A 26,825-nucleotide genomic window follows, 5' to 3' on the forward strand; every position below is an offset into this window, starting at 1 on the left:
TTTAGTAAATATAGTTCTTAAGTGAGTGGTGCAGGATCACAGTAAAGAATACAAGGATTACTGCCAGCAGACCAAAATATTCGAAAGGGTTTCATTCAAAGACCATATGTCCGGCATCAACTCCCCCTCCAAGTATTATTACGGGAGCTATTACACAAATACCTGCGACAACGAAGATGAACAGGATATCTGCGATCTGCATGATCATACTACTTTTTACTTCAGATTTTGCCATATTTCCATCTCCTTAGTCGTAATAGTTAAAGTCATACATGTGTTCCTTGATGGATTTGTACACAGTGATGCAACCGATGGTCTAGATCCCAAGCAGGAGCGCCAGGAACAAGAGGTATACTGGACAGTATTGAATATTTTGAATAAAATATTTCTGAGTGTAAGGACTGGAGGCCTTCACAGCATTTGATGACGATGTGTATACTCGTAAATCGTTTGGTTAGCCTCTGTATACAATATGTGGCTCGTGTAGTGCAGTACTGCATGCGGTATGGTGGATGCAATGGTGTCCTTGTAATGATTAGGACTGTGTGTAATTTCCGTAGAATTGAATCTCGTATAAGATCCTTGCAGTAATATATAGGTGCTTTATAAAGTGCTTATGTGGTAAAATAAGTAAAAAAGAATGCCAGCACGCATGCTGGCAAAAGATATCATATAATGTTTTGATCTTAGAAGGTAAGACCGAAGTCTTCGAGTTTCTTTATTGCACCCTCGTAGACCTTGACATACTCGTCAGTTGGTGTGATGGTTGCAACGTCATAACAATCCTGGAATCTCTTGCCTTCAGGAGCATTTGCGTAGTTGCCTTCGTAGGAGCTGACGATGTTGTTGATAACAGCGTTCACGGAGTCGATATCCATGCCTGTTGTTGCGCGTGAGACTTCTCCCATCATCCTTGCTTCCATACCGGTTGTCTTGTCGGTGATGACACCCTTTGCTGCTGCGACACCTGAGAGAATCTCACGGCCGGATGCTGTGTCATTTACGGACTGTGCTGCTGCTTCGAGGAGGCACATCTCGGTACATGGACCTGCACATGGATAGTACTGGTTACCGGTCATAAGGTCTGTGAACTCACTGAGAGTTGCACATGCCCATCCAGCGATTTGGAGGGTTTCTCTGGTGTTGGTGGATCCCCATCTGATGTGGACAGGACCATCAAGGTGCCAGCTTGCACTGCTCATTACCATGGAGTTAAGACTGGTTGCAATGTCTACAATGGTTGTTTCCTCAATACCACCAGCGTATCCGCCGAAGATAGGCATCTGTTCATCCATGATGATGTCGCTGTTACCCTTGTAGTGTGCGATAACTGCGATTGCATCGAGGTCGATCTTAAGCTCGTTGAGCTGTGATACTTCGTGGCTGTCACTTGTTACCTGACCACCGACACAGTCGGAAGCGATGTTTCCCTGAGCGGACAGGGAAGTCTCAGGTCCCTAAACAGCCATACCTGGTCTGCCAGCCATTGCTGCTGCGTTCCTGATGAGCCTTGTTTCGGACTTTGCTGCGAGGATCTCGTATGGGCTGCCTGGTATAGGTGGCTTACCACGGATCGTCATCATGACACCGTTAACAATTGTGTCGACTTCCTTCTCGAGTGCATAGCTCATGTGAATTGGCATGAACATATCTTCGGAAATTGGTGAACCGGTTGGACCGCCCTGTACTATAGGCTTTCTCTTGTCGCCTACTGTCCTTTTCTTCATCTGTACTGAATCTCTGCCGGTACCGAGCTGGAATGCTGGCATTGGGTTGTTGATAGCATCCCAGATCTCGTCCTCTGTGTATTTGACGATCCTCTTTGTGTCTGTGCAGTAGATACCACACTCAAGGAGCATTTCGAAACCTGCCTTGAAGAGTCTTTCCATCTGGTCCTTGTCGGTTGGAACGGACTCGGTGCCAAAGTCAAGGTTGTATTTCTGCTTGAGTTCCATTGACTTCATTGGAATTGTCATCAGATCCCAGTCATCCTGGGTACATTTCTCACCTTTCTGTGCTCGGTCGTAGAAGTCAAAGCATGTAACTGATTTTGTAAATGTCATTTTAAGTTCCCCCAATATTATGCCATAAGTTCAAGTGCTACTCGTGCTGCTTCTGCTGCATTTTCGGCTGTGCCGTCTGCACCACATTCTGCGATCCATGCATCTGTGACTGGTGCGCCACCGAACATGATCTTAACAGAATCCCTGAGGTTCTCTTCTTCGAGTAACCTTACTACATCTTTCTGGCCAAGCATTGATGTTGTCATCAGTGCGGAACCGACAAGGAGCATTTTCTTACCCTTGTTCTTTGCAATTGCTTCTACTACATCCTCATTTGGAATATCTGTTCCAAGGTCAAGGATCTCAAAGCCGTTTGCACCGAGCATTGTTGTAACAAGACGGTGACCGATATCGTGAATATCTCCTTCCTGCACGAAAGTTACTGCCATGCCTACACCCTCGTCTTCGCCTTTCTCTTCTGCGAGAATTGGCTCAAGGATCTCCATTGCAGCTTTCATTGCTTTTGCAGACATCATGATCTGTGGAAGGTAGATAGTTGCTGCTTCGAAGTTGTCGCCTACGATCTTCATTCCTGGTGCAAGTGCTTCGTTGATAATGTCGAAAGCAGTAATTCCTGCATCAAGAGCTTCCTGTGTTATTACAGGGCAACCGTTGATATCCTGGTTCACTATTGCGTTTTTGAGTTTGTCGAAAATTTCTTGATTTCCCATCTTCATCACCTTTAATATACCAATTTTGCAGCCCGCTCGAATAATTTATTCAACCGGTCGTTTGTCCTGCTTAATTGCCAACATTCCTTGAGGATAATCTTATATAAGCATTTGCAGAATTGAAACTAAACTATATATACTTTTAAATCATAGTCAGTTGACATGGTTAAAACCGAAATGTATCCTATTCAAAAAAAGTTGACTTATGAAGAACTAAATAAAAGAATTAGATATATTGAGATCCTTATTAAAATATTGGATAGATTATACTTTGTCAGGTACAGATATATGGGTGATTCTGTCGAAGAGGCTGCAAGGAAAGTGGGAGTGACCAAAAGAGTTGCTTATGTATGGCAAAAAAGATGGAATCGTGATGGATATGCCGGATTATTACCGCGATACGCAGGTGGTCGTCCTTCCAAACTGACAGACGACCAAAAGAGTGATCTTAAGTTCTATCTGAGAATGCAGGAGAATTGGACCACTGCCCGTGTCAGGGAATTAATTCGTGACAAATTTGGCGTGGATTATTCTCTAAAACAAGTAAGAGTTATTATGAAAGGGATGGATTAAAAGGGTATTTAGTTTGGTTCGCCATGGGGATTTCGGCAAATTTTCGTACTTAATTATATGTACTAACATATCATTCGGCATTCTTATCATTTATGTAACGGAGTGGGTAAACTCTTCGCACGTACCTCTTATCAATATTTCTTTAAGGTAAATATTTCAGTGGTTTTTTAAATCTTGTGTAGCATACTTTGAATATGGTTTACTGAATAATTGTTTTTATATTGAACTTGGGGCACATTTCGTTATATTTATTTATGGTGCGTCTGTTTGGTATGACAATCTGATCTCTGGCCAGTTCCAATGGCCATATATTCACTATAATTAGAAGGATCAAAACAATGAAAATGGATGCTAGATGTACATATTGCCTTCTTTCGAGAGTTCACTACGAAGCAAAACTTTCCACAAACGATGATGACCTTATTCACAAGACAATGCTTGCGGGTATCGATGTTCTTAAAGATACTTATATCCCTGGTGTTCCGGCAGGTGTAGTCTCGACAGCGATCCACAGGAAAGCATATGAAGTGCTCAATGATAATGATCCTTATCTCGATCTTAAGATATTAAGCAATGAGATCGCTGAAAAGGTCTATCCTTATGCTCATTCTCTTGTTCATGAAGGCGAACCTTCTGACCTGGAGATGTTCAGAAGGGCAGTGCTTGCATCCGTAATAGGTAATTTCTTCGATTTCGGCATAATGGGATTCGATGTGGGGGAGGATGTCTTTGACAAGACCTTTGCAGATATATTCCGTAAAGGACTTGATGTGGATGATACTCCTGAGATGTTCGATCTGCTTGATAATGTCGTCTATGTCGTAGACAACTGCGGGGAGATAATCCTCGATACACTGGTCTTAGATATTATCCGAAAGGTCGGCGGTAAGATAACTCTTGTAGTAAGGGGTGCTCCTATGCTTACAGATGTGACCATGGATGATGTAAGAAAATACGAACTTGATAAGAAGGTCGACCGTGTCCTGACCACCGGTTGTAATGCAGTAGGCGTAAGTTTTGATGAAGCACCTCCGGAGTTCCTCGAAGCCCTTGAAGATGCAAGTCTGATCATAAGCAAAGGAATGGCTAACTATGAAACAATGTCCGAAAGGTCATTTGGTCCCATAGCATATCTCCTTCGCACAAAATGTGAAGCGGTTGCCGAGGACATGGGGCTTGAAATGGGTTATTCCGTAGCACAGCTTGTCAAATGAGCTAAATTGATGTGAAAGTAGTTATCTAACATAAGGACATATTAAAAGTATTTAGGGCAAGTTTGGTTTGGATCGAATTCCCCCAAAAGGGCATTTTATAAAACAGAATGCCATAAAAACAGGTGTATAAATGTGCGAACTTAATGTGATCGTAGTAAAAGGCGATGAAAAGGAACTGGTGATGGAGTCTGTCACTAAAATGTTGGTTGATGGAGATTCCATTGAACTGACTGGTATATTCGGAGAAAAGACGATAATCTTTGGCACTATAAAAGAGATCGACTTCTCAAAAGGGGAAACTATAATTATTGGAAACTGAATTAACAGGGCATATATATCACAGGTTACCCACAGGATTACTTCCTGTCAGTCATGTGATCGTGGTTCAGCATTACAGATGTTTATCATTTCAATATTTTATACAATACTTATTTGTCAAATACAGGATGGAAGGTGCATTAAATGACAAAAGTTAAAGTTGCAATAAACGGATATGGAACTATAGGGAAAAGAGTGGCAGATGCTGTAGCACTTCAGGATGATATGGAGATCATCGGTATTGCAAAGACCCGTCCTAACTTTGAGACCGTAATGGCAAAGGATAAAGGGTTCAATGTCTATACCCTCGCTGACAGGGTAGGAGCTATGGAAAAGGAAGGTATCGAGGTCTCCGGTACGGTTGAGGAAATGATCAAAGCAGCAGATGTCGTAGTTGACTGTACTCCCGGAAAGGTCGGTGCTACTAACAAGGACCTTTATGAGAAGGCAGGCATCAAGGCCATTTGGCAGGGGGGTGAAGCCCACACACTTACAGGTTGTTCATTCAATGCTGAGACCAACTACGATGAAGCTCTTGGAAAGGACTTTGTCAGGGTAGTTTCCTGTAATACCACTGGTCTTTGCCGTGTTTTATCACCACTTGATAAGGAATTTGGGGTTAAAAAAGCACGCGTGACCCTTCTTAGAAGGGCTGCTGATCCTGGGGATATTAAGACCGGTCCTATCAATGCGATCGTTCCAAACCCCATCAAGCTTCCATCCCACCATGGTCCTGATGTAAAGACCGTTATTCCTAACATCGATATTGCAACTACTGCTGTAAAGCTCCCTACAACACTCATGCACCTGCATACTATTAACCTTGAGCTTGAAAAGGAATGCACTGCTGAAGATGTTGAGAGTGTCCTTGCAGAACAGAGCCGTGTAAGGTTCGTGGGACAGGGTATCACATCCACAGCAGAGATAATGGAGCTCGCAAAGGACCTTGGCAGGTCAAGGGGCGACATGTGGGAGAACTGCATCTGGAATGAATCCATTACGATGTACGAAGGAGAACTTTATTTCTTCCAGGCAATCCATCAGGAATCAGATGTAATTCCTGAGAATATTGATGCAATTCGTGCAATGATGGAACTCGAATCCGATGCATCAAGGTCCATAGAGATAACAAATAAAACAATGGGCATCTGATGCCCTAATTTTCTTTTGATCATGTCGGTATCTCAACAAATACTGGAATTCTGTGATCTTCTTGCGGAGTCTGCATCAAATGCAATTTCCGATATTGTAGGCACTGAAGAAGCATTCCGGACTGTATATGTCGGAGCTGATGGGACCGACACTAAACTGATAGATGATGTTTCTGAGAAAGCTATCATTGAAATTTTAAAGGCGGATGGTCGTTCGATCCGTTTATTGAGTGAAGAATTGGGTGAGGTTGTGTTTGGTGATGATCCGGAGTTCACCATAATACTGGACCCTATTGACGGAACGTACAATGTTGCCAACGATATCCCGTTTTATGGAATTTCCATTGCTATAGGCACCCCTGATCTATCTTCCACCTATTTCGGATATGTGAGAAATCTTGCAAACGGAGATACGTTCTATGCGGAATCCGGGAAAGGTGCATATTTCAATGATAAAAGGATCTCCCATTCCAAATGTTCTTCATTAAATGATTTCTGTGTAAGCCTCTATGGGTATCGCAAAAATGTGGAGAGAACGGTGGATCTATGCAAGAACGTTCGGAGGATACGGATATTTGGCAGCGTTTCACTGGAATTGTGCTATGTGGCATCCGGAAGGCTGGATGCTTTTGTGGATGTCCGTGGCTCTCTTCGTCTTGTTGATGTTGCAGCTGGTAAGTTGATAATAGAAGAATCGGGTGGTATCGTTACTGATGGGGATGGAAATACTCTCAAATTAAAAGATAGTGTGATAAACCCTGTATATATGGTAGCATCAAACGGCTGTGCTCATTCAGACATATTAAAGCTTGTGATGAGGTGAATAGATGGCTATCAAAAAGATCGGGATCGTATCAAGATGTGACCACACGGATGCACTTGAGATGGTCAGCAGTATAGTTGATAATTTCGGGTCAAAAGTGAAAGTAGCATTATCCCCCAATACAGCTCTCCCTTTAAAGCTTGAAGGTGTGGAGGTCATACCTGTTGAGCTGATGAGGGAACATGGTGTTGAACTGCTGATCTCTGTTGGCGGAGATGGGACTGTTCTTCGAAATATTGCCCGTATGGAGGACCCTCTTCCGATACTTGGAATTAATATGGGTACAGTGGGTTTTCTTGTGGAGGTCAATCCGTCCGAAGCGATAAGTACCATTGAAAAAGTCCTTGAAGGTTTCAAATATTCCGAACGTTCCAGGTTGGCTATTGATCTTAATGGGGAATCCATTCCTGCTGCTACCAATGAGGTTGTGCTAACGACCGCAAGACCTGCAAAGATACTGACTTTCAGAATAACCATAGATGATCAAAAAGCAGAGGAGATGCGTGCTGATGGTGTTGTTATTGCAACTCCTACCGGATCTACTGCTTATGCTATGAGCGCAGGTGGTCCTCTGATCGATCCTGCAGTGAATGCGACATTGATCGTACCACTTGCACCATTTAAATTATCAGCAAGGCCCTGGGTTGTTCCTGCAAGCAGTATTATCAAAGTAGAAATGATCGTGCCGGAAAAGGAAGCTGCACTTGTTGTCGATGGCCAGTATACGCACACGATCCAGAAGAGCGATGTGGTAACATTAACAATGTCAGGTATGCCTGCCAGATTTGTAGAGATATCTGCCAGTGGTTTCTATGAAAGAGTGCAGAACAAGCTTAGATAATTGATATATTAGAGACAAAACCTACATATTTATATAGTGTCCTTTCAAACACTCGAACGGGAATCAATATTATGGCAAATACTGATTATTCTAAAAATGAACTAATGAACTTCATTGATCAGAGTCCTCTTGATATCGAGATATGTGATGTTACATTAAGAGATGGCGAACAAACTCCTGGTGTTGCTTTTACAAGAGATGAAAAAATCGACCTTGCCCTTGAACTTGATTCTATCGGCGTTGAGGTCATTGAAGCTGGTTTTCCAGTAGTCTCGACTTCGGAGAAAGATATTGTCAAGGAGATCAGCAATTTGGGACTTGATGCCAGCATCTGCTGCCTTGCACGCTCTGTCATAGATGATGTCGATGCAGCTATCGATTGCGATGTTGATATTGTCAGCATATTCATTGCTATGTCAGATCTTCATTTAAAGTTCAAATACCACAAAAGCTGTGCTGATGTTTTCAGTTGCGCGATGGGTGCTATCGAGCATGCAAAGGATCACGGTCTCAAGGTAAGGTTTGCCGCTGAGGATGCCACAAGGACTAATATTGAGACCCTCAAAAGGGCCTTTCTGGCAGCAGAAGATTATCATGTGGACTATGTGAGCATTGCTGATACCATTGGTATATTGAGTCCGGCTACAACACACTATCTTGTCAGTGAGATCAAGAAGGTCGTTCATACACCTATCTGTATCCACTGCCACAATGATCTTGGGATGGCGACCGCAAATACGCTGGTTGCTGCTGAAGCTGGTGCAAAACAATTACATACAACTATTAACGGCATCGGTGAGCGTGCAGGTAATGCATCTCTTGAGGAGCTGCTGGTGGCATTGAGGGTACAGCATGGTATTGAAACGTATGATACGACCAAACTGAACAGCATTTCCCGGAAACTCGAGGAATATTCAGGCCTTCCCACAGCTGTTAATAAAGCTGTTGTTGGAAAATATGCGTTTACACATGAATCTGGTATTCATGTAATGGCAATTCTTGAAGAACCAAGGACCTATGAACTTTTCACTCCTGAGATGGTTGGTGGCAAACGCAATCTTGTTGTTGGCAAACATACTGGTAAAAAGGCTTTGAAAGGTATTGTAAATGATCTTGGATATGAGCTTGACAATGATGAATTATGCGAATTGATTAACAAAGTAAAGAACTGTACTGAGGTAAAAAAAGGTATTTCAAGGGAAAGGCTTGAGGAAATGATCCGCAATGTGCAGTCACATTGATGTTCTGACAAATATCTTAGAATCACAAAAAAATACTGATATAAAACGAGAGCGTATGCTATCATGCAGAATACTCTGTTTAGTTTAAGGAATGCTTGAAGAAGCTCCTTTCATTCTTATTTTCAGTTGTTTCTTCAGCATGGTAGTTCATTTGATTGTTCTCAAGTATGATCACATAATCTGCTGAATTTCGAAGTGCTGTTGAGAATCCGGGTTCAACACCAAATAATATTGTCTCTTTACCATGCTCGTTGGCTTTGTTCAGAAGAGGCTTAAAATCAGCATCTCTTGTGACAAGTGCTATTGTATCGATAGTTGGGTTATATACAAGTTCCATCCCTTCTACTGCAAGACGAACATCAACATCACTGGAGCAGATGATCGGCTCGAACCCATTGTTCTCAATAGCTTCTACAAGTTTATCTGATGCATACTGGTTCAGGAACACTCGGCCGATCTTCACGTTGCCGTATTCTTTTAGTACATCACGTATCTCTTCAAGGTTGACGTTGAATTCCTTGCGTAATACATTAGGACCATCTACCAAAAGACCAATGCTTCTCCTGCCGGTTTCCTTCTTTGTACTAAGATACTTGACAATGGAGTTTAATCCGGTTTTAACATTCTGCATGTTTTCCTCAACCTTTTCTTAGAATACTAAATATACAAATCGATAAACATGTCCACATTCAAATTAATATTTTCTTTTTTCAAACATTAATTGACAGTCTAATACAGCCCCATTTACATAATTCTATGCTAAAATCCCTCAGTCAATTCCCAATAAATGAATGAGGGGATATTATATATATATTTTTTCTGTCCGTTTTATAATATTTCTGCCAGAGCAATTCTTTTTGCACGGACAGTAATCGGGGCTTCTACAAGCAAAAAACAATTTTGTATCTTATTGCCTTGTTTTTTCCGTGTGTAACGAATTTCCCCTCCGTAAAGGAGATGGTCATTCAATATATCTTCAAATTGTATCCTTTCTTCTGGTTTTAGTTCAATAACACTGATGCCATCAAGAAACCAATTATAGACTTTTAGGAGAAATACTTCTCTGACCCTTTTTAGATTTTCAGGATCATATGCTGACTCCTTGTCCAGATATATGGTCTTTTTTAATCCAGGTGCCCATCCTGCAAGTTTTTCCTCCATCTCTATGAACTGGATGGGTATCTCTTCTCCGCTTTCAGGTCGTGGGCGGTAGCTTGCAAGACGAGACCTTTTATCTTTCAGTCAGATCACCTTCGAAAACCGTAGGAATTCTGACTGCGCGGTACAATTGTCTTTTTGATCTTGTATCCCATGATTACTCCTACCAGGACACCACTAAGGTGGGCAGTGTGGGCTACCATATCATTTGCATTCAATAGCATAAAGTCAAGAAGTACGAACAATAAGAGTGCGTATTTTATTTTCATCGGGATGAAATACACATATACTTCCATGTTTGGTGCAAGTATTGTAAGTGCTGCAAATACTCCCATGATCGCACCGCTAGCCCCTATGATCGGGACATTGTTTGCACTGGTTATTGAATATCCGAGTGCTGCAATTATTCCTGATATGAAATATACATAAAGGAAAAGGTCTTTTCCTATACGTTTTTCAAGTTCTCTGCCAAAGAAGAACAAAACCAGCATATTAAAGAACAGGTGTCCGAAACTGGCATGAAGGAACATGTGTGTGATAAGCGTCCATGGTTTTAAGAACATCAGGCTTGGCAGTAGCTGGAATGATGCTACATAGCCCGGAATAATTTTCAGGAAGAACGAAACGATGCAAATGAATATGATCGCCATCGAGGGGCTTGTCTTTATTGATGAACGTGTCCTGCGGGCAGCTTGGGATGCGGCCCCTTTTGCTGCGGTCTTTGCCGCTTCTTTCATCATGTTCTTCACGAGTTCATCCATGTTGGTACCGGGCACTTGTCCCGAACTGTTATGATCACTGCGGTAATTATTATCAGAATGATCATTGTATTGTCCGGTATCCCTGTCAAGTCCTGTGCATGCATGTCTTTCAGGAAGTCGGTGATCTGAACAATACGATTTTCCACAAAAGCGACAGGTGAACATCATAGGTTCTTGTTTACCACATATCCAGCATTTATTATCCAAGGTATCCTCCCAAACACTATATTGGAGTGTATTCATTAAGTTAATATCTGCTATCTAATAAAATGATTTCCAATAATTGATTCGTTATGTCCAAATAAAGCAACACTTTTACATTCCGATAGTTCGATAATTTAAATCAGGCCAATGCTTTTATGCGTGGTATGCAAGAAGGTCATTATTTCATTTGTGTAACGGTGTAAACAAACCAAATAATTTATCTGGTATAATCATGATAAATTGCCAAAATGCTTATATATTGGTTTTGCATACTACATCCAACAGTCCAAAGACTGCTATGTGTTTATTAAGTTTTATTCAATTCGTAACACTTGGAAAATAGTCTAATATTCCAGTCTAACTATAAGAAGTTAAATCCAGGAGGGCATAAAATATATGAGTGAGCTAACTACAGGTAGATTTTCTATCAGCGACCTTGATAATGTTCAGATCACCATCAATAACATTGTAGGTGCTATTGAAAAACAATCAGATGACATTGATGTTGAGATGGGGCCAACGGTCAAGCCCGGAGTTTCATCACTGAGGGATTGGGACCATAATATTCTTGACAGGTACAATCCAGTTTATACTCCAATGTGTGACCAGTGTTGTTACTGTACTTTCGGACCATGTGACCTTAGTGGAAATAAAGAAGGTGCCTGTGGTATCAACCTGGAAGGCCATAATGCACGTGAGTTCATGCTGCGTGTGATCACAGGAGCAGCAGCACATTCAGGACACGGAAGACATCTCCTTCACCATTTGATCGGTCTGTATGGTAAGGACCATCCACTTGATGTTGGTGCTACTAATATTATAGCTCCAAATGTCCAGCTTGTCACAGGGGTACAGCCAAAGACACTTGGTGATCTTGATTCTGTTCTCAGCTATGTCGAAGAACAGATCACACAGTTGCTTGCAGCTATTCATGTAGGTCAGGAAGGAGCAGCAATTGACTTTGAGTCGAAAGCACTTCATGGCGGTATGATCGATCATGTTGGTATGGAGATCTCAGATATTGCACAGATATCCTGTCTTGACTTCCCTAAATCAGATGAAGAGGCACCCCTTGCAGACATTGGTATGGGATGTCTGGATGCTTCAAAGCCTACTTTGATAGTCATCGGGCACAACGTTGCAGCAGTCACTGATATCATCGATTATATGGAAGACAAGGGTCTTAACGATAAGATCGAGCTTGGTGGGCTTTGTTGTACCGCTCTTGATATGACTCGTTACAAGACCGGCGACAGAACCCTTCCAAGGGCAAAGGTCGTTGGCACTCTTGCAAAAGAACTTAAGACCATCAGATCAGGGATACCTGATGTTATCATTGTCGATGAACAGTGTATAAGGGCCGATGTCCTCAAAGAAGCAAGTAAGCTCATGATACCTGTTATCACGACAAATGATAAAGTCATGTATGGACTTAAAGATCGCTCCAATGATAGTATTGAGGACATCCTCGAAGACCTTACTACCGGAAAGGAAAAAGGCGCTTTAATGTTCGATTACGTGAAGCTTGGAGAACTTGCACCTCGTCTTACTATGATGATGTCCGAGATAAGGAAGCAGAAGGGCATCAAGGCACTTCCAACAGATGAAGAGCTCAAGGAGCTTGCAGACAGTTGTGTTCACTGTCTTAAATGTGAAGTTGCATGTCCTAATAGCCTGCCTATCAGCGAGGCAATGACCGCTCTGAGCGAAGGTGACCTTTCAAAGTTCGAGCTGCTACATGACAAATGTATCGCATGTGGTCGTTGCGAATATGCATGTCCAAAGGATATTGATATCGTCAATGTTATCGAAAAGTCCTCACAGCGTGTTATAAGCGAAGAGGTTGGGAAGGTTCGTGTCGGTAGAGGGCCTATCAGTGACCCAGAGATCAGGGAAGAGGGAGTCAACCTCGTACTCGGAACAACTCCGGGTATTGTTGCACTGGTCGGATGTTCCAACTATCCGGATGGTACGAAAGACCTTTTCACGATCGCAGATGAGATGCTCAGAAGGAGTTACATTGTTGTGGTCTCAGGTTGTTCTGCAATGGACCTTGGTATGTACAAGGGCGAAGACGGACTGACCCTTTATGAGAAGTATCCTTCAAGGTTCAAGAGTGGAGGTCTGCTTAACACAGGGTCATGTGTATCTAACGCACATATTACAGGTGCGGTAATCAAGGTCGCATCCATCTTTGCACAGAAGAACATCTCCGGAAACTACGAAGAAATCGCAGATTACACACTCAATCGTGTTGGTGCTGTTGGTGTTGCATGGGGTGCATATTCCCAGAAGGCAGCATCCATCGGAACAGGCTGCTCAAGGCTTGGTATTCCGGTCATTCTCGGTCCGCATGGCTCAAAGTACCGCAGGGCACTTATTGCAAAGCCATATGAGGAAGAAAAGTGGAAGGTTTACGATGCGAGAAATGGCAGTGAGATGCAGATCCCTGCAGCTCCGGACTATCTGCTTACAACCGCAGAGACAGTTGAGGAAATGATGCCTATGCTTGCGAAGAGCTGCATCCGTCCAAGTGACAACAACATGGGCAGGATGATCAAGCTGACGCATTACATGGAGCTCAGCCAGAAATATCTTGGTATCATGCCAGAGGATTGGTACAAGTTCGTCAGAACTGAGACCGATCTTCCTCTTGCAAAGCGTGAAAAACTGCTTAAGATACTGGAAGAGGAGCATGGTTGGGAGATCGACTGGAAGAGAAAGAAGATCCTTTCAGGACCAACGATGAAATCCGATGTTTCAGCACAGCCGACAAACCTCAAGAGACTTTGTAAGGAGGCTTAATCATGGTTGATGTCATTAAGAATACTCAGATACATTGCACATATGGTTGCAAGAGCTCAAAGGCAGTGCAGCCAGATGTTGCCGGAAAGATGATATCAAAGGCAAAGCGTCCTTTGTTCATTGTTGGATCACAGATACTCAAGGATGAAGAGTTGTTGAAACGTTCCATCGAGATCGCAAAGAAAGCAGATCTGCCGGTAGCTGCTACCGGTCACTCCATGAGTGGTCTTGTCGATCAGGGTGTTAATGCAAAATATATCAATGTACATGCACTGGCAACCTATCTTTGTGATCCTAACTGGACCGGTCTTGATGGTAAGGGCCAGTATGATACTATCATCGTACTGGGGCATTTTAAATACTATATCGATCAGGTACTTTCCGGTTTGAAAAGCTTTTCAAAACTTAAGTCGATCGCGATCGAAAGAGAGTATATTCAGAACGCTACTATGTCCTTTGGAAACATAACTCCTGCTGTACATATTGAAGCGCTGGATGAACTTATAGATAACTTATGATCTGATACATTATCACGAATACTTTGACTATATTACGGAGGACAAAATATGGCAGACGAATATCCTTTCGAGATCTCACCGATGTTCGAAGGGGAGAGGATTAGGAAAGACGGCATGCACGTTGAGCTCTCAGGACCGAAATCGAAAGGTTATGAGCTTGTAAGAGCTACTTCAATGGATGAGATCGAGGACGGTAAGTTCACACTTATCGGTCCCGATATTTCTGAAATGGAAGAAGGCTCAAGACACCCGTTCGCAATGATCTACAAGATCGCAGGGGAACTTGTAGAAGAAGACCTTGAGTCTATTGTAGAGCGTAGGAACCACGATTTCCAGAACTACATTCAGGGTTTAATGCATTTGAACCAGAGATATGATGTATGGATCCGTGTAAGCAAGGATGCTGTGGCAAAAGGTCTTACTTCCTTTGAGCCTATTGCTCAGGCCGTTATGATGCTGTTCAAGAACGAGCTTCCATTCATAGAGAAGGTCGAAGCTGTCTACATAACAGATCTCGCTGAGATCGAGAAAGAGATGGATAATGTAAAGGCCATCTACAAGTCAAGGGATGACAGGACACGTGACCTCCACGATGAGGATGTTGACACCTTCTACGGATGTACCCTCTGTCAATCATTTGCTCCTTCTAACGTTTGTGTGATCACACCGGACAGGATATCACTCTGTGGTGCTATCAACTGGTTCGATGGTCGTGCAGCTGCAAAGGTTGACCCTGAAGGTCCGCAGTTCGCTATTCCTAAAGGTGATACGATCAATGCAGTAGCTGGTGAGTATTCCGGTGTTAATGATCTTGCAAAATCACTCTCAAGCGGTGAATATGATCGTATCAACCTTCACTCCTTCTTCGAATATCCACATACATCATGTGGCTGTTTCGAGGTAGTAGGTTTCTATATCCCTGAGGTAGATGGTATCGGATGGGTTGACAGAGACTTTACAGGTGTTGCACCAAATGGTCTTCCATTTTCAACAATGGCTGGTCAGACTGGCGGTGGAAAGCAGGTTGTTGGTTTCCTTGGTATTGGTATCAACTATTTCAGGTCACCAAAGTTCATTCAGGCAGATGGTGGCTGGGACCGGGTTGTATGGATGCCAAAGCATCTGAAAGACCGGGTATTAGCTGACATTCCAGCTAATATTGCAGATAAGGTTGCAACCGAAGAAGATGCTTCAGACCTTGATTCCCTTAAGAACTTCCTTACTGAGAAGGATCATCCTATCGTTCAGAGATGGGAAGAAGAAGCTGAGGAAGAACCAGAAGCTGAAGAGGAAGTTCAGGAAGCAACAATGTTCGCAGCACCTCCAACGATGCAGAACACTATGCCAATGCAGGGTATGCCAATGATGATGCCATCTTCATCAGGTACTGGTGGCGTTAAGATAATTCTTAAGAATGCTAAAGTGAGCATTGAGAAAGTGATCATTCAGAAAAAGGAGTAAACGAGGTTTTCTGTGACAAAAGTTATAGCATTAACAGGTAAGGGTGGAACAGGGAAGACTGCTATAACCAGTCTTCTCATTCGCCATCTTACAAAGACTAATAAGGTTGTCCTTGCAATCGATGCTGATCCGGATACAAATTTACCGGAAACACTTGGTTGTGAAGTGTCAAAGACAGTTGGTGACATGAAGCAGTTCATGCAGGATGAGAGAGATAATCTTCCTCCTGATGTGAATAAACAGTCTATTTTTGAATCCAAGCTCTATGAGGTTCTGGAGGAAATGCCAAAGTACGATCTTATTGTAATGGGTCGTCCAGAAGGTTCTGGTTGTTACTGCTATGTGAACAATCTGCTTCGTGGTATAATGGACAAGCTTGTCAAGAACTATGATGTTGTTATCATCGATACCGAAGCCGGACTTGAGCATTTTAGCCGTAAAATGATCAGGGACGTTGATGAGCTTATTGTCGTTACAGATGGTTCAAGACGCGGACTGCGTACAGCAGAACGAATAAGGGATCTGACTGAGGAACTTGACACCAACATAAAGAATATAGTCGTTGTTGCGAATAAGGTCACAGATGCAAATAGGGCCGAGATCAAGAGCACAGCAGAAGGACTGAACCTTGAATTGATAGGAACAGTTCCAATGGATAGTATCATTGCGGAAAGAGACCTCAAAGGGATCCCTCTTTTTGATCTTCCTGACGATTCCGTTGCAGTTCAGGAAGTTGATAAGATCGCAAAGAAACTTGGTCTTTGATCACTGTCATTATTTCACATAAGTAAAATGGTGAATTCATATGTCAAACAAGATGAAATTATCAGGTCTTACTGATATTCTTAAAGACCTCGATGTCCAGTCACTCGAAGGAGTGACAATTGAAGGTGACATCGAGCTCGATATTTCCGGAGGCGGCGGATTAAATCCTGCAATAGCCTACGCACTTGGGCACGAAGCTGCTCAGATATCAATGCATGTTGCTAATATTGCACGAATGTTAGGATACCCTGTTGACCAGCTTTTCGCAGCATCAATGGGCGGAGTTCCACAGCAGGCACCTGTTGCAGGTGCATCAAGGATACCAGAACTCCTTCCTGCTAAATTCGATGTCTCAAAGATGAGCGAATGGGCAACACCTATTCAGGAAGTTACCCTTGGTGCAACATCAGCAGATGGCGGTTCCCGTAAGAGCACTGTAACTCTTGGTGGAGAAAATGCACTTCCTTATTACTTTGATGCAGAAATGCCACACCGTAATTATGTTACAATGGATGTTTTTGACATGCCGATAAGCATGGCAAAATCTGTCAAAGAGAACTATGGTGATGTTATCAACGATCCTGCCGAATGGGCAAAGAAGGTCGTAAAGGACTTCAATGCAGATATGGTAACAATTCACCTTATCTCAACAGATCCACTCATCAACGATACTCCGGCAAGGGAAGCTGCAAAGGTCGTAGAGGATGTTCTTCAGGCGGTCAAGGTACCTATTGTCATCGGTGGTTCAGGTAACCCTAAGAAAGATCCTGAAGTTCTCGAAAGGGCAGCTGAAGTTGCAGAGGGGGAACGTGTTCTCTTAGCATCTGCAAGTCTAAACCTTGATTATGAAAGAGTTGCAAAAGCTGCTACTGACCACGGTCATGCAGTACTTTCATGGACCCAGCTTGAGATCAATGCACAAAAAGAACTTAACAGAAAGCTCATGAAACAGTGTAATGTCCCAAGGGATAGCATTGTCATGGACCCAACCACAGCAGCGCTTGGTTATGGTCTTGATTACGCATACACTAACATGGAACGTATTCGACTTGCAGGTCTTATGGGCGATGATGAACTGACATTCCCAATGTCTTCTGGTACTACCAATGCATGGGGTGCACGTGAATCATGGATGAAGGAATCTCCACTCAAACAGGATTCTGATTGGGGTCCACGTGAGTACAGAGGTCCTATTTGGGAGATCATCACAGGTCTGACACTTTCACTTGCAGGTAATGATATGTTCATGATGATGCACCCAACATCCGTTCAGGTGCTCAAAGAAATAACACAAACACTCTATGGTTCAATTGAGGCAGAAGAGATCGATATCACTAAGTGGATCGGAGCGGAGGTGTGATAAATGAAAATAAACAGCCCTCTTGAAGCATACAAGTTCCTTCCTGGAACTAACTGTGGTGAATGTGGTGAAACATCCTGCATGGCATTTGCTTCCCATCTTATCGACAGATCATTAAAAGCAACCGATTGTACACCTCTTGTCAATGAGAGCAAATACAAGAAGAAATATGATGAACTTGTAACTCTCCTTGCTCCTGAGATAAGGGAAGTTGTCATCGGTGTCGGAGATAACGCTATCAGTATCGGTGGAGACGATGTATTGCATCGTCATAAGCTTACTTTCTTCAACAAGACAGCTCTTGCCTATGATGTCTGGGACACCATGGAAGAGACTGACCTTGTTGAAAGAGTAAATAAGATACAGGATTTCAAGAAGTTCTATGTCGGTGATTACCTCACCCTTGACATGATAGCTGTCCGCAGTGTATCAAATGACCCTGAAAAGTTCGCAGCGACTGTAAAGAAGGTAATGGAGACCACTGAGTTCCCAATGATCCTCTGCTCGTTCGAGCCTGCTGTTCTAAGGGCAGGCCTTGAGGTTGCAGCTGAAAAAAGGCCGCTTCTTTATGCAGCTAACAAGGATAACTGGCAGGAAGTCGCAGCTCTGGCACAGGAATTCAATGTCCCTGTAACTGTCTTTGCACCAAATGACCTTGATCTTCTCAAGTCAATGGCAAAGACCTTTGCAGACAATGCCATTGAAGATGTTGTACTCGATCCGGGAACATTCCCAACAGGAAAAGGTCTTAAGACGACCCTCAACAATTTCCTGAAGATCAGAAGAGCAAGCATCAATGGTGACCGTGATATCGCATTCCCGATCATGGCAGTTCCGTTCACAGCGTGGATGGCACATGATGACGAAGTAAGCGCATCATACTGGGAAACCGTTGTAGCTTCCATATTCACTATCAAGTACGGTGATATCATGATCATGCATAGCATCGAACCTTATGCACTGATGCCACAGTTGCATATACGTGATACGATGTACACTGACCCAAGGAAGCCTGTTACGGTCGATCCTGCAGTCTATGAGATCGGTTCACCAACGGCAGATTCACCCTTGCTTGTAACCACCAACTTCGCACTCACATACTACACAGTTGAGAGTGACCTTTCATCTAATGGTGTGGACTGTTACCTCACAGCTATCGACACTGATGGTATCGGTGTAGAGGCTGCTGTGGCAGGAGGACAGCTTACAGCCGCAAAGATCAAGAAAGGACTTGATGATGCAGGCTTTGATATGGAAAAGCTGACCCATAAGGTCATTGTGCTTCCTGGACTTGCAGCACGTCTGCAGGGCGATGTGGAAGACGAGACCGGTGCAGGAGTAATGATCGGTCCGGCAGATTCAGGCAGGTTGCCTGGCTGGATGGAACAGAACTGGCCACCACAGAAATAATTCTATCTATATCCTCCGTGTCTATACCTGACACGGAAATCTTTTTTTATTTCACCACTGTTCCTTTAGCCATGGCTAAGAACAGATCGAAGAAGAAAGACGCTTTGAAAATGAAAAGGATCCTGAAAAGCAATAACCTTGTATTGGTCATTGGCATACTCTTGATCCTCTCAGGTCTTTTCGGGATAATATTTAACCAAGATGATGAGTGGTCAGTTACTGAAGAGGGCCTGCTCTCGTATCCGGAACGTGATGCTATCCAATATTCTATTATTGATATCGACGACTCTAATTCGAACTACACTGTCAGCACAATCGAATATACGAGCAGGAGCAGAATTGTTCCTTCACTTTTGACAATTCCAAGAACAACAACCGATTCGCAGATTCCGGCTATAGTTGTACTTCCGGGTGCTGGAGTCACAAAAGAGAACGAACATGGTCTATCAGTAATACTTGCTGATATGGGCTATGCCTCGATCATAATTGACCAGCGGGATCTTGGGGCAATTGATCTCGACTCGGATATTGAGATGTTCAAGACAGGTGTTGAGTCGGTTCAGTACCTCATAATCTATGATGCTTTAAAAGCTTCTGATGTGCTGAGGGATCAGCCGGAGATAGATGCATCAAAGGTAGCAATGCTGGGTTCAAGCAATGGAGGCAGACCTGCCATTATCGCAACAGCACTTGATGATTCCCTTTCCGGAGTTATCGCCATCAGCACCTGTGGATACGATTCTTCTGCTATTGATCCTGCTCAGGTTACCGATAAATTAGCTTACGAATTCTTCAGGTCGATAGACCCCGACAATTACCTTGTGGAAATATCACCACGTCCATTTGTGATGCTGCATTCAATTAATGACAGTGTGATCTCTTATGGTTCAGCACAGTTAACATTTAAAAAAGCAGAAGAACCTAAGTCATTTGTAACCATTGACAGCACAAGTCACGGTTATACCGGTCTGATGCATCCGGATCTTAAAGAAGGACTTGAACTGATATTTGAATAAAAAATGAATTTGGCATCTGTTTAAGGATGCCATGATGTTCTTATTTTAGAACCCCCTTCTGCGGAAACCATAGAATATGATTCCTACTACAAGGAATACAATGGCCGTTCCAAGCATATCAGCTCCTGAAAAACCACTGGAAGAAGGTTCAGTATCAATATTTTTCTCTTTTGTCATCTCATAACCTTCAACATAGTTATCATCCACTGACTGCTTTGCCTTTGGATCATTTGTCATATCAGAACCGACACCTCCATCCATTGATTGTGTCTGGTTTCCGGTGCTTGTGTCTACAATCTTTGCTTCAGTTTTCGTTCCACTTCCTGATTTTGATCTTGTCTCAGTTACTTCGGAAAGGGTAGTCGTTTTTGTAGCAGCATCAACAACATCCGTATATCCTGTAACGGAAGCAAGTCCCTTAACATACTCATGCAAAAGTGGATTCCCACAGGTGTGATGACAGCATGAAACACCATTTTCAACAACTGACTCCTGATACTTTTGAGCAAGTGTTTTCAGAACTTCATCCGGTGCATCCCAATATCCTTTGCGAATAGCTTCGATCATCCTTGCTTCCATTGATTGCTTTGCCCAGCTATTCTCAGATTGGAACCATTCATCCAGTCCAAGTTCATACTTATCATTTTCGTAAATATTATAGAACTCGTTCCACATATCATTATTTATTTCATCTGGCAGCATTACATTAAGCCCCCAGAAATCTTCCAGCATCCGATCAATTTCACTGGCTCCTACATATCCATGTTCCATCATACCTTCGATCCAGGTCGGATTCCAGTACGTTGAACGCAGGTCCCTTGAAAGGAAAGCACCAAGTGTTTCCGTCATTGCCTGAGCTGGATCTTTCAGGTTCACAATGAACATGTCAGGAGTATCGCCTGAAACATGCCTGACCGCCATTCCAAATCCGCCGAAGAACTCGTATGTATGGTCAAATATCACACTGCTACTTCCACGACCGGAATTACCACTTCTGCTGAACAACACAGCATCAGTATCTGCAAGTGCCTTTTTGAAGACTTCCGTATCCTTGAAAGCCCAGATCTTATCACCATATGCGTAACTCATAGAATTGATGTATAGGTTCGCAAGCTTTTCCTCCTCTGTCCAGGTACCACTTGCATCTACCGAATTGGTTAGGCCACCGATGCCCCAACTTCCATCATCCGGTCCAAATAGCCTACACATTGAAAGCCCTCTGGCTTCAGATGGAGTGTAGTTCTCTGTTTCCATTAGAGCATCATATATTGCCTCAGAATGTTCGTTGACGTAGTTAGGATAGGCATTGCTTTCAGCATCTGCTGCAAGTCTTACTGCTCTGTCCATAAGCTGAACCTGCCATTTCCAGTTATCGCGGTAGACTCCTGTCATAGTGACTAACACATCGATCCTGGGTCTTCCAAGTTCATCTTCAGGAATGAGCTTTACTCCCTCAACTTTACCGGATGAGCTATAGTCGGGTTCTACGCCTAGCAGATACATCACTTCAGCTTCCATGACGCCCTTGTGTCTCATGGATTCGGAAGACCATAATACAAACCCAACTTTTTCAGGGTATTGTCCATCATGACCATCCTTCCATTCATTCAGGAAGTCATCAACAAGTTGTTTTCCTACTTCCCATGATTCTTTTGTAGGGACTATATTCGGGTTAAATGCGTAGAAGTTCTTTCCTGTAGGCAATACTTCATCGGGACTTCTTGTAGGATCATCACCTAATGCCGGTGGAATGTATTTACCATTAAGTGCATCGATCATACCATTGATCTCAGCATCTTTACACTCCTTTAATGCATTAGAATAGTCCAGTGCAGCATAAAGATCGTTAGCAACAGTTAATTGAACATCAGTAAGACGTGTTATAATAACAACATTACATCCGTCTTCAGCTACTAATGATCCATTCATGATCGTTGTACCGGAAACTTCTCCAAGTAGTGAAATAATAGCCTGAGCATTAGTATTGTCCTTTTCCATTTCCAGTATGACATTACTTGATCCATTCTCAGTTATCTCTATGTTCTCAGAATCAAAGTACCAGCTTCCACTGATCATACTTTGATAGATAGAAGCTATTACATATTCACCATTAGGAATATCTGTAAAAGTATAGTTTGCATCATCACCAGTGACACACATATCTATAGCCTTACCATCTCTTTGTAAGACCACCGTGGAATTTATTCTGGCTTTGATACTTCCATCCATTCCCGGATAACGGGTTTGTCCAGAGATTACACCAGCCCCACTTCCAATTGAAGGCACATCATTAAGCATATTCAGAACATATTCAAGTTCTGAGTCTGTTGTTCCTGTTGCATTCTTTGAAAGTGTTATGCCGATATTACCAATAGTTTCTCCATTCTGAATAGTTGTATAGTCTTTTCCGGTTATCCATCCATCTGAAACTTCTTTGAACGCATAGATAGTATATTTACCATCTTTCACAAATTCAGCATCATAAGATCCTGATGTATTGGAAAGAACAGTTGAGTAATAATGTCCATATGTGTAGTCTATATTAAATTGATCGATAACAACGTCCATTGGTTCAGTTCCATTGATCAGAACCTTTGTTAGTATTTCATCCAGAACATTCGGCGAATGAGCAGGGCTCAACATATCGGGATCTTCACAGAGACCGGTTGCATTAACATGCTTCCTAAAGTCATTTCCGAGCATTGACTTGACCATTGCAGTAAGTCCTTCTTCGCTCATGTCCTCGCCAAGTATGTGAAGGCCGTAAGGCATGTATGAAGATGCTATCTCATGCAGATAATCATGAACAGGTCCATGTAATACGAAATTCTCGAACGTTTCATTTTCCATTGCAGAGAGATCATCTGATGAATTTCCAAGTTCATGTTCAAGATTAAGATCTTCGTAATAGTTAATTATTGATCTTTTGTATTCCTGTTTTAGAGAACCTTCCGCTTCTTCATAATTATGCATTGCATCGTGAAGCTGTGTTAAGTTTCCGTATAATCCTGAATTAATTACTGGTGCAGTAAGATGGTCCACCATGACGGCATTACCTCTTCTTTTTGCAGTAATACCTTCTCCGATACCGCCAACATCATATAGGTAGATCACAGGCATATCCTGAATAAGGAGAGCTGGCCAGCATTCTTTAACAGAAAGTCCTACTCCTTTACCCTGCAACCATTCCTCGGAACCGTGTCTTCCGAAATGGACAACTGCATCTGTGTCAAAACCACCTTCATTTTGTTCTTTGTTCAACCAAAGATAAAATGCAATGTAATTGTGTGATGGTGGGACTGACTGGTCGTGATAGAGCATTGTATCGTTGATCGTAAGACCTCTTGGAGGTTGTGGTGCAATGAGCACGTTTCCAACTTCGATCTTCGGGAATACAAAGTATTTACCTGATTCGTTCTCATAGACCATACCCTTTCCAGGAGCTTCGCCCCATGTGCCAATTACACTCTGGCGTGCAGCAGGTTCTATATCTTCGAACCATTCAAGATATGTTTCCACAGGTAAAAGTTCAACATCATAGTTCTCGACCATGTAATTTAATTCACCAGGGGCCCAAACTCCAACATTTCTGCCCTGTTGAAGTACAAGTTCAATAAATTCAGATCGATTGATGTCTTTTCCGTCCAGATCATAGCCGTCCCCTTTCATTGCAGTCAGCATGTTAGGTATGCTTGGTGCAACATCAAGATTTGCAGCTACCATAGCACCCTGTTTACCATGGTTGTAATAAATTATGGCAACTCTCTTGTCTTTGTTCTTGATGTGTTGAAGATCGATCCAGCCAACTGTACGGTCTACCATCCATTTCATTTGATAATCGATCGGTTGGAAAGTCCAGGCTTCCATATCTTCATCATATTCTTTACCTCCGATTACAATGGACTCGATCTCACCACCGATCTCCATGATCGGGATCTGATATTGGAATCTTCCATCCTGGCCACTTACAGAATTCTCCCATTCTTCGATAGTGCCCTGATATTGGATACCATTGATCACAGGTACTCCCATTTCCTGAAGTGCTTCGTTCTGCCATACGAAAGAGGACATACTTGAAACACCCATACCAACATCAATGAATGCATCAGCTTTCCATTCATTATCTGCTTTGAAGTAGATTTCAGCATCATCCAGCTCGTAAATGACGGCTGGGCGGAATGTTGGTATTACATTTATTCCTCTTGATTCAAGTTCATTGATGAGTGCTTCGGTAACGCCGTCACACAGATCACCATCATGTCCTTCAAAGAAGGTTATACCGACAGTATAGTTCTCAGGGTTATAGATATGGTGTTTTCCATCATCCTCGCAGTACCATTCAAGATAAGATACCAGGTCATCGAATATTTCATAACCTGCATCAGGGTGAACAATACCATTGGTTGGTGTTATCGATGGTTCTTCGATCCTGATCATTCCATTATATTCTGTGAACGGGGCTGAGAGATCAACTACTGATAGATATGTTATCAAGCGAATGATGTTATTGTCATATTGTTCCATCCAGTAATCTTCAAGATATGGATGTTCTGTATGGTTAATGTATTCTATAGTGCTGAGTTCATCAAGGTCAAAGTTCTGGTCATATACGAATGTCCCTGTTTTGGACTCATTGATCATTTCACATATCTGAGGTTTGAGGTTTGTGCCTAAGAAACTCATACCACCTTTCCAGCTAACGAAAACTACATCATACTTTTCCATGCTGATATTTTCTTCAAATGGTGAGTAGAATATTTCCACCCTGTTCTCACGATAACTGCCATAAACATCGACATAGTCTTCCATTCCCATATCTTTGACAGCTTGCTTTGTCATGTACGTTTCTTCAGCACCAAGAACAAGGAATAACATACTTTTTGTTTTATTTTCCTCTGGCAAATAACTGGTTACAAGATCGATCTTCCTCTCAATATCACTATTTTGAGCATTACTTGCAGTAAGTTTTACACAAAATGATCCAACGCTATCATAGACATGTATGGGTTTTTGGTCTGTTGAATTGGAGCCGTCACCGAAATCCCAGTGCCATGAAGTAGCATTTTCAGACAGATCGGTGAATTCAACTGTCAACGGACAATTGCCAGATGCATTGTTTATCGAAAAATTAGCAGTTGGTACTAGTAAACCATTTTTCTCTTTTAACAGGATAACAATTGTGTCATTTACAGGAGTATTTAACCTTCTTCCTTTTTGAAGAGTAAATCCTGATATCTCGCTTCTGTCAAGAAGTCCAAGAACTGCATCAACATCTATTGTTTCATCTGTACTGCTGATCACAGGGCTTATGATAATATCAGAGCTTGTCAGTTCTAGGGAGGTTGTATTAGTGTACCATATGTCTTTTTTGCTCATCGATGAATAAAGATAACTGAGGGCTGCAATATTGTAATTCCCATTTGGGATGTCTGTAAAACAAAAACTACCGTTTTGGTCACTGGTTGTGTTTGCAACATATTCTCCTGTGTCTGAAATTAAAACGAGGGTGGTATCATTGATAGGAGTATTGCTTTTTCTTCCTTTTTTAAATGTAGTACCTGAGATAGCATTTCTCTCAAGCAGTCCAAGAACTGCATCAACATCTACTGTTTCATCGGTACTGCTGATCACAGGGTCTATGATAATATCAGAACTTGTTAGTTCCAGGGAGGTTGTATTAGTGTACCATATGTCTTTTTTGCTCATCGATGAATAAAGATAGTTGAGGGCTGCAATATTGTAATTCCCATTTGGGATGTCTGTAAAACAAAAACTACCGTTTTGGTCACTGGTTGTGTTTGCAATATATTCTCCCGTGTCTGAAATTAAAACAAGGCTAGTAGCATTGATGAGAGCATTGCTTTTTCTTCCTTCCTTAAATGTAGTGCCTGAAATTTCATTTTTTTCAAGCATCCCAAGAACTTTGTCAACATTTACTGAAGTGTCGAGTCTGTTTATTATTGGATCAATGACAATATCAGAACTTTCAATATTTATGTTGCTTGTGTTGCAGAACCACATATCCTCTTTAGCCATTGCAGAATATAGGTAGTTCATAGAAGCAATAGAATAATCTCCATTCGGAACGCCTTCAAAAACAAAATTTCCGTTCTCATCACTGGTCGTGTTTGCAACAAGTTCATAGGAAGAAGCTGCTGCCGGCATTCCACAAAGGAATATCAAAAGCATCAATGCTGTTAATATAAATTTGATTTTTTTATATATCGTATCTTTATTTTTCATGACTACACCACATTAATTCGTTTTCATTGTTTTGTATAAACTTGATTTGTCTTAAATTGCGAAAAAAGAGAGATGAATTGGCATTGATAAGTGGTCTAAAAAAGAACGAAGTTATTGTATGCATTGCTCGTTCTGCTTTTACAATTTCGTTAGTGTTATAGCGATAGAGTTTCGTCTCAAGCTTCAGATAATTATTCTCCCTAAGTGCTGAAATAGGGAATTCTCTATG

At 42.2% G+C, this 26,825-nt stretch carries 20 protein-coding genes and 1 pseudogene; 14 read left to right on the forward strand and 7 right to left on the reverse strand.

Translation table 11 applies throughout. From position 1 onward, the window contains the following. Positions 1-91: 91 nt before the first annotated feature. The 3 genes and pseudogenes from MBUR_RS14340 to MBUR_RS04360 all read right to left on the reverse strand — a co-directional run bounded on the left by MBUR_RS14340 (position 92) and on the right by MBUR_RS04360 (position 2,734). A complete protein-coding gene (locus MBUR_RS14340; RefSeq protein ID WP_232222044.1) occupies positions 92-235 on the reverse strand; it encodes a hypothetical protein in 144 nt (47 codons plus the stop codon). Between the two features lie 451 nt (positions 236-686). Then, positions 687-2,063 (reverse strand): annotated as a pseudogene (locus MBUR_RS13400) (monomethylamine:corrinoid methyltransferase). Positions 2,064-2,080: 17 nt separating this feature from the next. Continuing rightward, the gene (locus tag MBUR_RS04360) at positions 2,081-2,734 is read right to left on the reverse strand and encodes a methyltransferase cognate corrinoid protein (RefSeq protein WP_011498951.1); all 654 of its coding nucleotides are present in this window, start codon (positions 2,732-2,734) and stop codon (positions 2,081-2,083) included. Between the two features lie 255 nt (positions 2,735-2,989). Between MBUR_RS04360 and MBUR_RS04365 the strand changes: the two genes are divergently transcribed. From MBUR_RS04365 to MBUR_RS04395, 7 genes are all read left to right on the forward strand, one after another. Further along, positions 2,990-3,307: a helix-turn-helix domain-containing protein gene (locus tag MBUR_RS04365; protein WP_198003796.1), complete on the forward strand. Its 318-nt coding sequence runs from the start codon at positions 2,990-2,992 to the stop codon at positions 3,305-3,307. 338 nt (positions 3,308-3,645) lie between these two features. Next, a complete protein-coding gene (locus MBUR_RS04370) occupies positions 3,646-4,521 on the forward strand; it encodes a damage-control phosphatase ARMT1 family protein (protein ID WP_011498953.1) in 876 nt (291 codons plus the stop codon). Between the two features lie 130 nt (positions 4,522-4,651). Beyond that, positions 4,652-4,840, forward strand: coding sequence for a CooT family nickel-binding protein (locus MBUR_RS04375; protein ID WP_011498954.1), 189 nt, complete (start codon positions 4,652-4,654; stop codon positions 4,838-4,840). 143 nt (positions 4,841-4,983) lie between these two features. Further along, positions 4,984-5,991, forward strand: a complete 1,008-nt coding sequence (locus MBUR_RS04380; protein WP_011498955.1) for a type II glyceraldehyde-3-phosphate dehydrogenase — start codon at positions 4,984-4,986, stop codon at positions 5,989-5,991. Positions 5,992-6,012: 21 nt separating this feature from the next. Next, entirely contained in the window at positions 6,013-6,813 is an 801-nt protein-coding gene (locus MBUR_RS04385) for a bifunctional fructose-bisphosphatase/inositol-phosphate phosphatase (protein ID WP_011498956.1), read from the forward strand. 4 nt (positions 6,814-6,817) lie between these two features. Beyond that, complete coding sequence (locus tag MBUR_RS04390; RefSeq protein WP_011498957.1) at positions 6,818-7,654, forward strand: NAD(+)/NADH kinase; 837 nt, start codon at positions 6,818-6,820, stop codon at positions 7,652-7,654. Between the two features lie 71 nt (positions 7,655-7,725). Beyond that, a complete protein-coding gene (locus MBUR_RS04395; protein ID WP_011498958.1) occupies positions 7,726-8,895 on the forward strand; it encodes a homocitrate synthase family protein in 1,170 nt (389 codons plus the stop codon). Between the two features lie 79 nt (positions 8,896-8,974). Here MBUR_RS04395 and MBUR_RS04400 read toward each other — a convergent pair whose 3' ends face one another. The 3 genes from MBUR_RS04400 to MBUR_RS04410 form a co-directional block, all read right to left on the reverse strand. After that, complete coding sequence (locus MBUR_RS04400; RefSeq protein WP_011498959.1) at positions 8,975-9,526, reverse strand: TIGR00288 family NYN domain-containing protein; 552 nt, start codon at positions 9,524-9,526, stop codon at positions 8,975-8,977. A gap of 197 nt (positions 9,527-9,723) precedes the next feature. Beyond that, positions 9,724-10,056, reverse strand: a complete 333-nt coding sequence (locus tag MBUR_RS04405; RefSeq protein WP_011498960.1) for a hypothetical protein — start codon at positions 10,054-10,056, stop codon at positions 9,724-9,726. A gap of 86 nt (positions 10,057-10,142) precedes the next feature. Beyond that, positions 10,143-11,021, reverse strand: coding sequence for a rhomboid family intramembrane serine protease (locus tag MBUR_RS04410; protein ID WP_232222064.1), 879 nt, complete (start codon positions 11,019-11,021; stop codon positions 10,143-10,145). 393 nt (positions 11,022-11,414) lie between these two features. On the opposite strand from MBUR_RS04410, the gene cdhA reads away from it, so the two are divergent. The 7 genes from cdhA to MBUR_RS04445 all read left to right on the forward strand — a co-directional run bounded on the left by cdhA (position 11,415) and on the right by MBUR_RS04445 (position 20,353). After that, the gene (cdhA, locus tag MBUR_RS04415; RefSeq protein ID WP_011498962.1) at positions 11,415-13,823 is read left to right on the forward strand and encodes a CO dehydrogenase/acetyl-CoA synthase complex subunit alpha; all 2,409 of its coding nucleotides are present in this window, start codon (positions 11,415-11,417) and stop codon (positions 13,821-13,823) included. A gap of 2 nt (positions 13,824-13,825) precedes the next feature. Continuing rightward, positions 13,826-14,341 carry a CO dehydrogenase/acetyl-CoA synthase complex subunit epsilon gene (cdhB, locus tag MBUR_RS04420; protein ID WP_011498963.1) on the forward strand — a complete coding sequence of 172 codons (516 nt, stop codon included), beginning with the start codon at positions 13,826-13,828 and terminating at the stop codon, positions 14,339-14,341. 48 nt (positions 14,342-14,389) lie between these two features. Continuing rightward, entirely contained in the window at positions 14,390-15,802 is a 1,413-nt protein-coding gene (gene cdhC, locus MBUR_RS04425; RefSeq protein ID WP_011498964.1) for a CO dehydrogenase/CO-methylating acetyl-CoA synthase complex subunit beta, read from the forward strand. Between the two features lie 12 nt (positions 15,803-15,814). Further along, positions 15,815-16,567: an AAA family ATPase gene (locus MBUR_RS04430; protein WP_011498965.1), complete on the forward strand. Its 753-nt coding sequence runs from the start codon at positions 15,815-15,817 to the stop codon at positions 16,565-16,567. A 40-nt stretch (positions 16,568-16,607) separates the two neighbouring features. After that, positions 16,608-17,927 carry a CO dehydrogenase/acetyl-CoA synthase subunit delta gene (gene cdhD, locus MBUR_RS04435; RefSeq protein WP_011498966.1) on the forward strand — a complete coding sequence of 440 codons (1,320 nt, stop codon included), beginning with the start codon at positions 16,608-16,610 and terminating at the stop codon, positions 17,925-17,927. 3 nt (positions 17,928-17,930) lie between these two features. Then, a complete protein-coding gene (gene acsC / locus MBUR_RS04440; protein ID WP_011498967.1) occupies positions 17,931-19,337 on the forward strand; it encodes an acetyl-CoA decarbonylase/synthase complex subunit gamma in 1,407 nt (468 codons plus the stop codon). Between the two features lie 71 nt (positions 19,338-19,408). Next, a complete protein-coding gene (locus MBUR_RS04445; RefSeq protein WP_011498968.1) occupies positions 19,409-20,353 on the forward strand; it encodes an alpha/beta hydrolase in 945 nt (314 codons plus the stop codon). 45 nt (positions 20,354-20,398) lie between these two features. Here the strand turns inward: MBUR_RS04445 and MBUR_RS04450 are convergent, their stop codons facing one another. Next, on the reverse strand, positions 20,399-26,596 hold the full coding sequence (locus tag MBUR_RS04450) for a cobaltochelatase subunit CobN (protein ID WP_011498969.1): 6,198 nt from the start codon (positions 26,594-26,596) through the stop codon (positions 20,399-20,401). Positions 26,597-26,825: the final 229 nt, after the last annotated feature.

The organism is Methanococcoides burtonii DSM 6242, from assembly GCF_000013725.1.
Classification (GTDB): domain Archaea; phylum Halobacteriota; class Methanosarcinia; order Methanosarcinales; family Methanosarcinaceae; genus Methanococcoides; species Methanococcoides burtonii.